The sequence below is a fragment of the Aeromonas lacus genome, from assembly GCF_000764665.1.
GTDB classification, from domain to species: Bacteria; Pseudomonadota; Gammaproteobacteria; order Enterobacterales; family Aeromonadaceae; genus Aeromonas; species Aeromonas lacus.
Window position 1 is genome coordinate 50,906 of sequence record NZ_JRGM01000147.1, and the last position, 12,474, is coordinate 63,379.

Sequence of the window (12,474 nt, forward strand, 5' to 3'; positions counted from 1 at the left end):
TTACTCCGCCAGACGCTCGGCGACCCGCAGCACGGAGCTGCGCGACCGGGTGTTTTCCGACACTTCATGATCAGAAGGCTTGAGGGCCTTGCCGACCGACTTCAATTTGCGACCGCCAGCCAGCTGGGCCTCGGTCAACGGAATGCCGTAGGGTACTTCCGGCCCCTTCTCGTGCTTGCGAATAAAATGCTTCACCAAGCGGTCTTCCAGCGAATGGAAACTGATCACCGACAGACGACCGTGAGGAGCCAGCACCTCCAGCGCACCGTTGAGCGCAGTTTCGATCTCGTCCAGCTCGCTGTTGATGTAGATGCGGATAGCCTGGAAGCTGCGGGTCGCCGCATGCTTGCCCTTCTCCTTGCTCGGATTGACCCGGGCAATCATCTCGGCCAACTGGCGGGTACGCACGTAAGGCTCGGTAACGCGATCGTGGACTATAGCGCGAGCAATCTTCTTGGCAAAACGCTCCTCACCGAAGGTCTTCAATACCCAAGCGATATCGTCCACATCAGCCTTGGCCAGCCACTCGGCGGCGCTCTGACCGGAAGTGGGGTCCATCCGCATATCGAGCGGACCGTCTTTCATAAAGCTGAAGCCACGCTCGGCATCGTCCAGCTGGGGAGATGAAACCCCCAGATCGAGCAGAAAACCATCCACCTTGCCCAGCAAACCGCGCTCGCTCAGATAGCTGGTAATACCGGAGAAGGGGCCATGGACGATCTCGAAACGAGGATCCTGGATCTTGGCGGCTTCTGCGATCGCCTGCGGATCGCGATCAATGGCGATCAAGCGGCCGTTAGGGCCAAGGTGTTGCAGGATCAGACGAGAATGACCACCACGGCCAAAAGTACCGTCGACGTAGACACCGTCCGGCTTGATGGCCAGACCTTCGACGGCTTCGTGCAGCAGCACTGTGATGTGTTCAGCGGCTTGGGTCATTTATAAAGAGAAATCCTGTAGTCGTGGTGAGCTTGCCCAATCGTCCCCGGGCAGACCCAAGATGTCGTCATTGACCTGTTGCTGCCAGCGGGCTTCATCCCACAGCTCAAATTTGTTGAGCTGGCCCACCAGCATGATCTTCTTATCCAGCCCCGCATGGTTACGCAGTGGCTGGCTGAGCAGCAGACGGCCATTGCCATCCAGCTCGCATTCGGTCGCATGCCCGAGCAACAGCCGCTGCAAGCGGCGTTCGGCGGGATTCATGCTGGAAAGGGTCTTGAGCTTGCGCTCGACCTCTTCCCACTCGTTCAGGGGGTAAAGCAGCAGACAGGGGTGGGCAATATCGATGGTGCAGACCAGCTGGCCGTCGCTTTCATCGCGCAGCCAGTCACGAAACTTGGTCGGAATCGCCAGTCGCCCTTTGCTGTCCAGGCTGATGGCGTGAGCGCCACGCAACAAATTTCTGTCCCTGAAGGTGAGTAAGTGGGCGAATCGCCCCTTTTAAAACCACTTTGATCCACTTTTCCCCACCTTGAAGTTTAAGGACGTGGAGGGGGCTTTTCAAGCAAGGAGATCGGCCAGAGGGAACATATTGACGCAGCATTTGCGGGTTACGGATTGAGTGGGTTGATTTTCCACAAGTTATTTGTGGCGAAAGAAAATACGATTAATAAAAAAGCTGTGGGTGAGCAGTTACTATCTGGGAGAGATGATGAAACGGAACAGCACAACGGCGCAGAGCAAAATACTGACGCAGATCACCGGATAGATGATATAGCCATCTTTGGAACGGCGAGCGCGCAAAGAGACCAGATGACAAAGCAGCAGGTTGTAAATTATCAGCAGCGCGGTCAGCAGGATATTGACGGCAAACGTCAGCTCTTGGGCAAACGCGATGTAAAGCCCCATGAGAATAAAATTGGCGAGGATCAGATATAGCAAAAACTTCTGGATTGCTTTACCCGCATTTGGGCTCTTTTTTACTCGTGTTATCATGCTTGCCACGTCCTGGATTACACATGATGAGACGACCCTAAATTCAGAAAACTGTTGAGATACATGATGTTTTTATTATTGTGCAATCCTTGTTCAACGAATTCACAATGACCAGGTTCATTTTCTTTTTACTAAGCGTGATGTTAATAACATCCACATCTTGTCACGCCTATCACAATTATCAATGGCAAACCGGCTTCCCTCTCCCGATACGTGGAGAGGGGGCCGAACTGGTTAATCAACAGCAAGCCTTTCTGCTTGCCCAGCGCCCCTATCTGCAACAGCGCCTTGCCGAAACCCAACCCATCATCCGCTGGATCTCGGAACAGGTGCAGGAACGCAAACTTCCGCCCCTGCTGGCTTTTGTCCCCTTGCTGGAAAGCAGCTACCGCCTCGATGTTGTCTCTGCCGCTGGCGCAGCAGGCCCCTGGCAACTCATGCCCGATACGGCCAAGCGCTTTGCCGTGCCTATCAATAGTTCATTCGATGGCCGTTATTCACTGCCATTGGCAACCGAGGCAGCTCTGACTTACCTTGGCTGGCTCTCTCGTTTCTTTGGGGGGGACTGGTTGTTGGCGCTGGCCGCTTATAACGCTGGAGAAGGGCGAGTGCTGAATGCAGTGTTGAAAGCCGGCACCCGAAATATCTGGGCTCTGGATCTGCCGACGGAAACCCGAGTTTACGTTGCCCGCTTTATTGCCCTTGCCAGAGTGCTCGACATGGCAACTACCCACCACTTCCAGTTGCCGCCATGGCAGAGTGGCAACGACCTGAAGGTTTTTCGCAATCCGGAAGGCTGTTCGCTGCCTGCCTGGGCTCAGGCCAAAGGTGTGTCCATGAATGAGGCCAGCCGCTGGAATCCGGCATGGCAGCTCCCGGTACCGGCGGGAATAACCAATTGCCCGGTTGTTTACAGCAAAGCAAAAGCCCCGGTCACGACACAACAGCGGGGCAGCGGCAAGCTCATCTTCAAAGCCGTGTCACTGGAGAGCCTGCATGACCCGCTGCTGCTGAAGACAGCCAGAGGTCTTGATATGAGCCGTGGTGAGCTCAGGTTGGAACGTCAGCCAGATCCTCTTGGAATGACTCTGAAACGCCCGTTGATTGCGGTACCCTGAAGCTGTGCCGCCAATGGCTCAATACCGGCGCAAGGTCAATTTGCTCCGGATATGACCAGCGAGCCCCATAAAAACAGAGGTGCTGGCCAATAGGACGGCGATGGGTAATGCGGCATGTCAGTGTAATGCGTGGCAACAGAGAAAGGGTTACTGTCTCGGGCAAAATGAATCGGGCAGGAGCAAGAAAGCCTACCCCACCCGGCCCGATATCCTTGATGACGGCCCGGCCAATGCTCTTGTCAAACAGCAAACCGGATATCAGCAGGCGAGCTGCAATACCACAACTCTGCGATTCGAAGGGTGTTGCGCCATCATGGAGATACCAGCGAGGCACCTTTCTTCTCGGATCATTGTGTGCGGTATGGAACAGAAACTCTGTTTCAGGGGCGTCCATTAACTGTCTTTTCCTTGGCTTGAGTGGCAGCCGCTTTGGTCTCGGCACTGAACAGCTGCTCCAGATTCTGTTCCGCTCTGGTCGTCATAATCAGCAACTCGATACGACGGTTCCGGCTACCCTGCGGATTTTCGCTATCTTCCAGCATGGTGTCAGACATGGCCACTACCTGGGCAATACGCTCTGGCGGCATGCCCCCCGCCAGCAACACCCGTCTCGCCATCATGGCGCGATCCGATGAAAGCTCCCAGTTGCTGTAGTTTTCACCCGCGAAAGGGGTGCTGTCGGTATGACCCGAGATCATGACCCGGTTTTCTACCCGCTGAAAAATCGGGGCGAGCGCCATCAGCATATGACGAAAGAAGGGGCTAATGCGGGCACTGCCGCGGCTATACATTTCGCGATCGGCGTCATCACGGATCAGGATGCGCAAACCTTGCGGCACAATCTGAATCTCCAGATTGTTCTTGGCCTGCATCTGCTCAGCAAGATTACCGATAAACCCGGCAAGCTGCTTCATCTGGTGCTCCCCTTCCAACTTGCCGACCAGCAGCTGCTCGTATCCACCGCCGGGCCCCTCAGAAAAGATGCTCTGATTGCGATCCATATGCCTAGGGGTCAGCTGCCCTCGCTGATCAAATTTTGGATTCAACTCATCCAGGACCGAAGGATTACCGCCCAGATCGACCGGATAGGGGCTATTGCGAATATCAAACGGGTTGGCCTCGTTATCCATGATGCTGTAATCGCGCAAGCGGCTGGCAACCATCTCCCGCTCCTCCTGGTTGGAGACCGCCAAGATCCAGAGCACCATGAAAAACGCCATCATGGCCAGAGTAAAGTCGGCAAATGCCACTTTCCACGCGCCGCCGCTTTTGGGGGAGCTGTTACGCCGCTGCTGGCGCTTGACGATGATCTGTTCGTGGTTGCGCATTACATCGCCCTGTTGGTCACCCAGTCTTCCAGTTCCAGGAAGCTGGGTTTGACATCAGGTTCGAGAATTTTCCGGCCGGAATCGACCGCCAGCAGAGGCGTCTTGCCACGTAGCTGGGCAATCAGAATGGATTTGATGCACATCAGCAGACCGACCCGGCGCTTGACCATCTCTTCCATGGCGTTGCTGATAGGCTCGAGCAGACAGTAGCAGAGGAAAATACCGATAAAGGTACCAACCAGCGCCGCCGCCACATGCACACCGATATTGCTCAGAGGGCCATCGAGTTGCTGCATGGTGATAATGATCCCCATAACAGCCGCCAAAATACCGAAGCCGGGGCAGGCCTCGCCGGTTTTGTGAAGTGCATGGGCAGGCTTGAGCATATCCTCCTCAATCGCCATGATCTCCTGCTCCAGGATGGTATCGAGCTCATGAGGAGTAATCTTGCCCATCCCCAGCAGACGGAGGTTGTCGATGATAAAACCGAGCAACTGGGGATCTTCCGAAATTTGCGGGTACATCAGGAACACCGAGCTTTGCTGGGGGTTTTCAATGTGCTCGTCCAGCGCTTTCATCCCCTTGTTGCGAGTTTCTTCCAGCAACTGGTGCATCAGTGTCAGCAACTCGCGATAGACCTCGCGCTCTTCCTTGTTGGGCTTGAAGCACATCTTCAATTGCGCCCACATCTCGTGCATCACCTCTTTCGAGTTGCCAAGAAACATGGAACCTGCAGCAGCACCCACAATAATGATCAGCTCGGCAGGCTGCCATAAAGCCGCAAGGTTGCCACCTGCCATCATGAAGCCACCCAGCACGCATATTAATATGACGCCGATGCCAATCTGTTTTTGCATGAATGCTCCCGAATTCTACAACCACCCCCACGAATCATGGGGCACTACTATATGGAGTCGACCAATCGCTGCTTGAGCTGAAGTACACATTGCTTGTGCAATTGGCAAACCCGCGACTCGGTCAGTCCAAGCACCAGAGCGATCTCTTTCATATTCAGCTCCTGCTGATAGTAGAGAGAGAGCAGCAGCTGTTCCCGCTTGTCCAGGAGGGTCAGCGCCTTGCTGATGGTCATGGCCATATCGACATCATCTGATTCGGTTGCTGGCGCCCTTCCACCGTTTTCCAGCCACTCTTCAAGGCTCTGCAAAGCCTCAGCCTGGCTGGCATATGCAAGCTGGCGTACCTCTTCGATGGTGCAGTTCAACGCAGCAGCAAGCTCTTGCTCGGTTGGCGCCCGGCCCAACCGGTTATGCAGGTCTCGCTGGACTTGATTGTGGCTATGAACCTGCTGGCGCAGTTGACGAGGCCGCCAGTCGAGTCGACGCAATTCATCGAGCATGGCGCCCCGGATCCGCTTGAAGGCATAGCTCTCAAACTGGACATCCGGTTCGCTACCGTAACGACGCCAGGCCTCCAGCAACCCCATCATGCCGACCTGCTCCATATCCTCCTGATCAAAGCAGGCGGAAACCTGGCTGCGCAGGTGGCTGGCGGCTCGCTTAACCAGCGGCAGATAACGGGTCAGAATGGCCTGCTCGCCGGTACGTGGCGGAGAAGAAGTGAACTCGTGAGGGGCATCCCAGTCGACATCGATCATATCTGTCTTATTGCACCAGAACCTTGGTGATCAGCACTTCGTCGAGGTAGGTCTTGTAACCGTAACCTTGCAAGGTGGTGACCAGTTTGGCGAGCAGGGAACTCTGCAAAGAGGTGATATTCTGCAGCTCTTTTTTCACATCATCGTGGGTACGGTGACTGAAATACTGCACCATGGCGTTCCGGATGAGTGGTGTCAGCTCGTTCAGCGTGTTCAGATGCGCCTTGTTGTGAGTCACCAGAGCCAGCTCAAGTACCAGATAGTGAGACTCAACCCCGCCATCCAGACTGATGACGAAGCGCTCCATCGGCTTGAACAACGGAGTGGCACTCAACTCTGGCTTGGGCTCTTCAAGACCTAGCCAGACAGCAATGGTATCGCGCTTGAGATAGGCGCCATAGGCAAGCACAAGCAACAGGCAAAGAGCCATGACAACCAACATCAACCACTTCATGATACGGCGCATCATTTTGATTTCACTCTCGATTTGGCCGGTTTAGATCACACCAGGGTGTTGAGCCATGCATGCTCATCCTGCCCGGCAGCTTCAAATTCATCTTGCCATTGGCGACGGCCCGCCAGGATTTTCTCCTGTTGCCACTTTCCTTGCGCATCGCCTTGTCCCCCGCCCTGCCCGACGTTGACTTCAACGCCACCAGCATGGTGAGGAGCCAAACTCATGCGCAATCGCTCCATCGACTGGATCAGCGCGTCCCGAACGGCGGGATTGGTCACATTGAGTTGAACATTGAGCCGGTCACCCTCGACCCGAACAGTCAGTTCGAGTCGACCCAGCTCGGGAGGGTCTAGGCGAATATGAGCCTGCTTGATCTGCTGATTCACCTGCAGCTCGACCTTATCCTTGAGCACATCGACCAGTTGCTGCCCCCACTGCACCTGAGTTTCGGCCAGTTTGACCGGAGCCCACTGATACTCGGCAACTTTCGGTGCGGGCGAGGATATCTGATTGCTCACAATACCTTTGAGGTCAGAAACACCGGACTCCCGTTCCCCTGCACGCTCAACACCCAACAGGCTCTGCAAGCTGGCTATCGTCTTTTCACGTATGGCTGCGTCATCACTGCGCGCCGAGGGGCGAGCCAACATAAAACTGGAAAAATCCGTAGCTGCGCGATCGACTCGCTCCTTGTTGCCAGAGACAGGCGTCTCCATGACGGGCTGACTCTTGTCTGTTTCCGACAGTTTGTACGCAGATAGTGCCCGAAGGGCGGCAGAGACAGAGGGGGCGCTCCCCTGCACATCCTCACCCGCCTCTACATTGCCGGCTGTGGCGGCAGCCACGTTGGAGGAGACGATTGCCGCTCTCGTGCCGGCTTCATGCAAAAGGAATGGGGGCGGCATATTACTGAATGCGTCCAGCCGAGCCGCAGCATTATCAGCGACCTCGTCCGGTTCATCCTGTTCCGTCTCTTCCTTTATCTCTTCGGTCGCAGGAGCAAGAGCCCCCTCTTCCATCAACAGGTCAAGGGGCGGAAATAGCCCCCCCTGATCCTCCGACTGACGTGCAAGACGGGTAAAACCGCTCTGTTCTGGCATCGCCAATGCGTCGAGACCGGAAAACTGAATCATGCCCACTCCTGCACCTCTCCGTACGCTTGCAACCCCTCTCTCTTCCGGGACAGCTCATGCCATTCACGCTCACGCAAGGTCACCTCTTGCCGGCACAGCTGTTGTGCCTCCTGATGCCAGCTGCGAACCTGCGCTCGCGCAGCAGACAATGAGGCCCACAGTTCAGGCTCTTTGGCCATAAGCTCGGCAAATCTGGCCAGCTTGCTATCGGATAAACGCACGGCATCCCATTGACCGGCATGAGCCTGCTGCAAAATCAGGCGGCCCAGGCCAAGCAGTTGACGCTGGCGTTTATCCAGCTCGGCTGGAAGATGGGTTGACCCAATCAGTGGCATGCTATTGCTCCCAAAGAAAACAGCTCAGCCAACTAGCAAGGAGCAGGCCATATATGGAACTCAGGTGTTTCGGAGCGTGCAGGCGGTGTCCGCCTGTATAAGAGGAAGAGGGACTTCCGCCTTAACGCGGATGACGCGCCATCGCTTCCCAGCCCTCTTTCAGCTCCAGCAGGATGCGCCGAACTTCGGCAAAACCGGCAATATCGTTGGAGACGCTGATCTCGAACAGACGCTGGCCACAGTAGTCATAGAGACGATGCAGGTTGCTGGCGAGCTCACCGCCCTTCTCCATGTCGAGAGCGCTGTCCAGCCCCCCCAGGATCTGCAGACACTTGCTGATTGCCTGTCCTTTACGTTCAAACTGGCGGGCTTGAATGTGCCCCTCTGCTCTGGCCATTTCGTCGAGCAGGCCATCCATCAGCATCAACACCAGCTGATGTGGATCCGCACTCGCAGCCTTGGCCTGAGTTGCCGCAAACTGGTAGGCATCATAGCCATCTTGATGTTCAAACATGTAAAACTCGCTTGCTCCGGATGAGGCAGCCAAATAGCAAGACCCCTTACAGGTTGCCCATGGTCTGCATCATCTGATTCATGGTGGTAAATTGGTTGAGGTAGCGCTTATACGCGGAATCCATACGGCGATCCAGCGCTTCCATTCGTTCATTCACCCGCTTTTCACTAGCTTCCAAGCCACTCTTGCGCCCTTTGAGTGCGCCATCACGTTTGGTATAGGGATCCAAAGAATCGCTCATTCGCTTGAGCAGACCGTCATCCCCCATCAATGCCTTGCCCAGCAGTTCGGGATCCTTCTCCAGTGCCTTGTTGAAGTCAGTCTCGTTGAAGGAGAGCTTGCCTGTTTTGTCAGTCTTTATGCCAAGACTGCTCAGACTAAGGCCGTTGGGCAGATCACGCACACTGTTGGCAAGCATGCTCTTGAGGCTGCGTACGCCGCTATCGGAAGAGAGCGCCCCAGGTGCCTTGGGGTCGCTTGACGTCATCTTGGCCAGTTCATCGACCAGCTCGTTATAGCTGTCTACAAACTTCTTGAGAGAGCCGGTCACTGCCTCTTTATCCTGCTCGACAGTCACCTGCAGAAACGCATCACCACTTTTCTGGGCTTTGGTGAGCTGGAGGGTGAGGCCATCGACCACATTTTCAATCTTGTTGCTGGCAGAGGTGATGGTTAACGGGTTATTTCCGCCCATCTGCAACTTGGCATCCTGGGCTTTGGTGATCTCACTCTGCTTGGCAACCGCAGTTCCCAAGGAAGAGCTTGCATCACCGCTGTAATTCACCGTGATGGCATTCTCTTCACCACTATCCTTACTGGTCAACACCATATTAACCTTGCCGTCAGTCCGAACCAGTGTGGCTTTAACACCGGGATTTTCCTTGGCATTGTTGATATGGGAAACCAGATCTTTCACGGTTGCGCCGGCTGGCAAACTGGCCAGATCGATATCCACACTCTTGCCTTTGACCGTCAGAGAGAAGACACCATCTGCTGGCAGAGGTGTCGTCTCGCTATCCAGGCTCAGGCCAATCTGATGAGATTGAGCGAGTTGCTCAACGAAGAAGTTGTATTGACCGGAGCTGGCTTTGCCATTGCTCGTCACCGTCATGATCCCTTCCTGAGACATGACCGCCTTTTGGGCTTGCAGGTTGGATGCCTTGTTCAGATCCTTGAGCATGGTCTGAAAACTCGACAGCTTGGTCGTGAGCGTGCTGATTGCACTCTGTTGCCCCTTGATGCTGTCCATCTGCTTTTTCAGCAGCTTGTCCATATTCTGGCGCTCGATAGCTACCAGTTGCATTGCCATGCTGGCCGGATCTATTTGCATCATTACACCCTTATTCTGTGGCATGCCTGTTGGAAAATGCCTTATAAGCCCTTTCCAACCGACACGTATCGGCTAAACAAAAGGCCGCCCCATAGAGGCGGCCATGTCATCTGTTAACGCAGCAGGGAAGTGACCATGCCGGTCATCTGGTTGGAGTTGGACAGCACGGACATGCCGGCCTGCATCAACATCTGGTTCTTGGTCATGTTGGTGCTTTCCTGAGCAAAGTCGGCATCCATGATGCGACCGTTCGCCATGTCGGTGTTCTCTTTCATGTTGGAAAGGTTGTTGACGGTATGCTCCAGACGGTTGATGTTGGCACCGAAGGTGGAGCGCGCCTCACCGATCTTCTCCAACATGCTGTCCATAGCAGTGATCTGTCCAGCGGCACTAGTGGCGGTCAGAGAAGCTGCGGCAGCAGTACTGATGGCAGTGTTGACACCTTGGACTTTACCGGAGGCATCCAGATCCAGCTTCTCGGTTTCACTGGCACCGATCTGGAAGGACACTGTACCGCTTTCGAATTTACCGCCGGACTTCAGAAGCTGAGTGCCACCGAAAGTGGTATTGTCTCTGATGTTCTTCAGCTCTTTGCCCAGCTCATTGAACTCGGAATTCATGGCTGCGATATCTTTATCGCTGTTGGTACCGTTGGCAGCCTGGGTCGCCAGATCTTTCATGCGCTGGGTAATGTTGGTCATCTCATCCATGGCACCTTCAGCGGTCTGGATCATGGATACGGCATCCTGAGCGTTGCGCATGCCCACTTTTTGACCGTTGGACTGAGCCTGCAGACGAGTAGCAATTTGCAGACCGGCAGCATCGTCGGCTGCGGAGTTGATGCGCAGACCAGTACCCAGACGCTGCATGGCGGTACCCAGCATCTTGTTGGTGGAGTTCAGCTGGTTCTGGGTGGTCATGGAAGCAAAGTTGGTATGAATGGACAAGCCCATGGTTATTTCCTCGATTTAGACGCTGCACTGCAGCTTGTTAGGTAGACAAAATAGAAGGACGACCAGGGCATGGAGAAAATTGAGCGGAAAACGACAAATTATTAAGTGTGCAGATCAAAAAAGTGAATGAGCTATCAGAATAGCTACGGGAGCCATTGGCTCCCGTAATAACAATTGGAATACTCTCAGACAAGAGCCAGTTCGATCTCATCCAACAAGTGAGGCAACTCATATTCCAGATAATCGCAGAGCCCCACCCAATCATGCCGCTCTTGGCATTGGAGCAACAGCTTGGCCAAGGTGACCAAACGTACTTGCAGATCGCCTGGAAAATGGCTCATCAGCGGCGTCAATAATTGCAGCAATCGGCCACATTCAAAACAAGCGCTCTCGTCCCTTCCTTCTCGCAGCATAGTGGCCAGCGTCTCGGCCCCCGCTTTGAAACTGGCAACATCAATCATCCGACAAACTCCTCGTGATAGCGGGTACCCAGAATGCGAGCACCTTCACGACTGCTGTTTTTGAATACGACTTCTGGGTGGGTCTTGATATAGAGCTCCATATAGTTCAGATAGATACAGAAGCTCAGCAGTGTTCTGACTGGCTGACCATGGCCATTTGGAACGGTACGGCGACCGTAACAGGCATATCCACCCAACACGCCGTCATCCCAGCCAGTGTGACTTTTATCGCCCGGATAGGAGAAGTCGGCACCAAAGAGAGTCACTTGCCCAGCCCCCATTTTAACGGCCAGATCCGTTGCCGGATGAATCACGCTGCCGCCAGTAAAGAGGCTAGCCCGCCGCAGTTTGCTGCTCAGTCTGGCATAGGTATCGAGCGCCTCATAAGCACCATAACGTGGCCCCTGCCAACTGGCCAATACCCCATTATCAACCATGGGTATGTAGACCAGCTTGATATCATGAGACCAGTCAGGATGGAGGATACCACTGTGGATATTGCGATCCACGGTAACAACAATATCAGGCTTGATCCCATGCTCCAGCAGTGGTCGCAAGGCCGTATCGACACAGATATAGAGGGGCCGCTCAGCCCTCTCGCGAACCTGTTTCAGGCGTGCAAAATGACCTGCTAATGTGGGGCCGGTTGCCAGCACATAAGCTTCTCTCCCTTTCATCGTTCCGAACAGCGCAGCAACATCCTGATCTTGCCGAAGCAAGGCTAGGTTTTCATCAAAGCGCTTGAAGACCCACGCATCTTCGAACTCCCCATTTAGGACTTCACGTCTGCTCTGGATCAAGACCCGATCCCGGACCTTGGCACTACGTTCGTCAGCCAGTTCCAGTTCTGCACTCAAAAACAGAAACGGGCTCATGACCAGCTCATTTTCTTCTGCAAGCAAGAGGTTCACTCTGGGGTCAGAAAGCCAGTCCAGCTGTTCCGTCAGGTGCAAGACCAGCGCAAAGATAGCGGAATTCATGATCTTGATATTCAGTCGCCGTAGCCGCTTGCGCTTCAGCAATACACGCGGGACATCACCAAGGCCGGTCCCATACAAGGTCAGCTCCGGCTCCTTGGCCGAAGACATAGCCGCAATCCGTTCAGCCTCCCGTATCCGGTCATGGCGACTGGTCAGTTGAATGCCATTGATAGCCAGAGTAGAACTGAGGCCTTCAACCAGTTCGGCAGGCACGCTGTTGACGTCCTGCTCTTGCAGGCAGGCCAAGACTGCAGGCCAGCGGCGGGCTATAAGCTCTGCGTGCTGGGGAAAATTGTCGATCATGATGTGTTATGC

15 protein-coding genes are annotated in these 12,474 nt (G+C 54.6%); 2 read left to right on the top strand and 13 right to left on the bottom strand.

Features of this window, described 5'->3' with window-relative positions:
• Both rsmH and mraZ read right to left on the bottom strand, forming a co-directional pair.
• Window positions 1-939, bottom strand: a complete 939-nt coding sequence (gene rsmH / locus LG31_RS0115805) for a 16S rRNA (cytosine(1402)-N(4))-methyltransferase RsmH (RefSeq protein ID WP_033115393.1) — start codon at window positions 937-939, stop codon at window positions 1-3.
• The gene (gene mraZ / locus LG31_RS0115810) at window positions 940-1,398 is read right to left on the bottom strand and encodes a division/cell wall cluster transcriptional repressor MraZ (RefSeq protein WP_033115394.1); all 459 of its coding nucleotides are present in this window, start codon (window positions 1,396-1,398) and stop codon (window positions 940-942) included.
• Between the two features lie 159 nt (window positions 1,399-1,557).
• Here mraZ and LG31_RS21290 point away from each other — a divergent pair, with 159 nt between their 5' ends.
• Both LG31_RS21290 and LG31_RS0115820 read left to right on the top strand, forming a co-directional pair.
• Entirely contained in the window at window positions 1,558-1,878 is a 321-nt protein-coding gene (locus LG31_RS21290) for a hypothetical protein (RefSeq protein ID WP_161785989.1), read from the top strand.
• A 164-nt stretch (window positions 1,879-2,042) separates the two neighbouring features.
• On the top strand, window positions 2,043-3,053 hold the full coding sequence (locus LG31_RS0115820; protein WP_238567530.1) for a lytic transglycosylase domain-containing protein: 1,011 nt from the start codon (window positions 2,043-2,045) through the stop codon (window positions 3,051-3,053).
• 380 nt (window positions 3,054-3,433) lie between these two features.
• Here the strand turns inward: LG31_RS0115820 and lafU are convergent, their stop codons facing one another.
• The 11 genes from lafU to LG31_RS21675 form a co-directional block, all read right to left on the bottom strand.
• Entirely contained in the window at window positions 3,434-4,381 is a 948-nt protein-coding gene (lafU, locus tag LG31_RS0115825; protein WP_033115396.1) for a lateral flagellar motor protein LafU, read from the bottom strand.
• Window positions 4,381-5,238 (bottom strand): lateral flagellar motor stator protein LafT, encoded by an 858-nt coding sequence (gene lafT / locus LG31_RS0115830; RefSeq protein WP_033115397.1) that lies wholly within the window; start codon window positions 5,236-5,238, stop codon window positions 4,381-4,383. The genes lafU and lafT overlap by 1 nt, the downstream gene beginning before the upstream one ends.
• Window positions 5,239-5,285: 47 nt before the next feature.
• A complete protein-coding gene (gene lafS, locus LG31_RS0115835; protein ID WP_033115398.1) occupies window positions 5,286-5,996 on the bottom strand; it encodes a lateral flagellar system RNA polymerase sigma factor LafS in 711 nt (236 codons plus the stop codon).
• 7 nt (window positions 5,997-6,003) lie between these two features.
• Window positions 6,004-6,462: a lateral flagellar basal body-associated protein LafF gene (gene lafF, locus LG31_RS0115840; RefSeq protein WP_033115535.1), complete on the bottom strand. Its 459-nt coding sequence runs from the start codon at window positions 6,460-6,462 to the stop codon at window positions 6,004-6,006.
• 35 nt (window positions 6,463-6,497) lie between these two features.
• Window positions 6,498-7,586, bottom strand: a complete 1,089-nt coding sequence (locus LG31_RS0115845; RefSeq protein WP_274518922.1) for a flagellar hook-length control protein FliK — start codon at window positions 7,584-7,586, stop codon at window positions 6,498-6,500.
• Window positions 7,583-7,921, bottom strand: a complete 339-nt coding sequence (locus LG31_RS0115850; protein WP_033115400.1) for a hypothetical protein — start codon at window positions 7,919-7,921, stop codon at window positions 7,583-7,585. Before LG31_RS0115850 ends, LG31_RS0115845 begins: the two co-directional genes overlap by 4 nt.
• Before the next feature lie 121 nt (window positions 7,922-8,042).
• Window positions 8,043-8,435, bottom strand: a complete 393-nt coding sequence (gene lafC, locus LG31_RS0115855) for a lateral flagellar export chaperone LafC (protein ID WP_033115401.1) — start codon at window positions 8,433-8,435, stop codon at window positions 8,043-8,045.
• A gap of 46 nt (window positions 8,436-8,481) precedes the next feature.
• On the bottom strand, window positions 8,482-9,765 hold the full coding sequence (lafB, locus tag LG31_RS0115860) for a lateral flagellar capping protein LafB (protein ID WP_033115402.1): 1,284 nt from the start codon (window positions 9,763-9,765) through the stop codon (window positions 8,482-8,484).
• 113 nt (window positions 9,766-9,878) lie between these two features.
• Window positions 9,879-10,718, bottom strand: coding sequence for a lateral flagellin LafA (lafA, locus tag LG31_RS0115865; RefSeq protein ID WP_033115403.1), 840 nt, complete (start codon window positions 10,716-10,718; stop codon window positions 9,879-9,881).
• Between the two features lie 185 nt (window positions 10,719-10,903).
• The gene (locus LG31_RS0115870; protein ID WP_033115404.1) at window positions 10,904-11,179 is read right to left on the bottom strand and encodes a hypothetical protein; all 276 of its coding nucleotides are present in this window, start codon (window positions 11,177-11,179) and stop codon (window positions 10,904-10,906) included.
• Window positions 11,176-12,462 carry a motility associated factor glycosyltransferase family protein gene (locus LG31_RS21675; protein WP_033115405.1) on the bottom strand — a complete coding sequence of 429 codons (1,287 nt, stop codon included), beginning with the start codon at window positions 12,460-12,462 and terminating at the stop codon, window positions 11,176-11,178. The genes LG31_RS0115870 and LG31_RS21675 overlap by 4 nt, the downstream gene beginning before the upstream one ends.
• Window positions 12,463-12,474: the final 12 nt, after the last annotated feature.

Coding starts and splice junctions, on each gene's coding strand:
- lafA (WP_033115403.1), bottom strand. CDS start 10,718: ATGGGCTTGTCCATTCATACCAACTTTGCTTCCATGACCACCCAGAAC.
- LG31_RS21675 (WP_033115405.1), bottom strand. CDS start 12,462: ATGATCGACAATTTTCCCCAGCACGCAGAGCTTATAGCCCGCCGCTGG.
- lafT (WP_033115397.1), bottom strand. CDS start 5,238: ATGCAAAAACAGATTGGCATCGGCGTCATATTAATATGCGTGCTGGGT.
- LG31_RS0115870 (WP_033115404.1), bottom strand. CDS start 11,179: ATGATTGATGTTGCCAGTTTCAAAGCGGGGGCCGAGACGCTGGCCACT.
- lafB (WP_033115402.1), bottom strand. CDS start 9,765: ATGCAAATAGATCCGGCCAGCATGGCAATGCAACTGGTAGCTATCGAG.
- lafF (WP_033115535.1), bottom strand. CDS start 6,462: ATGCGCCGTATCATGAAGTGGTTGATGTTGGTTGTCATGGCTCTTTGC.
- lafS (WP_033115398.1), bottom strand. CDS start 5,996: ATGATCGATGTCGACTGGGATGCCCCTCACGAGTTCACTTCTTCTCCG.
- LG31_RS0115820 (WP_238567530.1), top strand. CDS start 2,043: ATGACCAGGTTCATTTTCTTTTTACTAAGCGTGATGTTAATAACATCC.
- LG31_RS0115845 (WP_274518922.1), bottom strand. CDS start 7,586: ATGATTCAGTTTTCCGGTCTCGACGCATTGGCGATGCCAGAACAGAGC.
- rsmH (WP_033115393.1), bottom strand. CDS start 939: ATGACCCAAGCCGCTGAACACATCACAGTGCTGCTGCACGAAGCCGTC.
- lafC (WP_033115401.1), bottom strand. CDS start 8,435: ATGTTTGAACATCAAGATGGCTATGATGCCTACCAGTTTGCGGCAACT.
- LG31_RS0115850 (WP_033115400.1), bottom strand. CDS start 7,921: ATGCCACTGATTGGGTCAACCCATCTTCCAGCCGAGCTGGATAAACGC.
- lafU (WP_033115396.1), bottom strand. CDS start 4,381: ATGCGCAACCACGAACAGATCATCGTCAAGCGCCAGCAGCGGCGTAAC.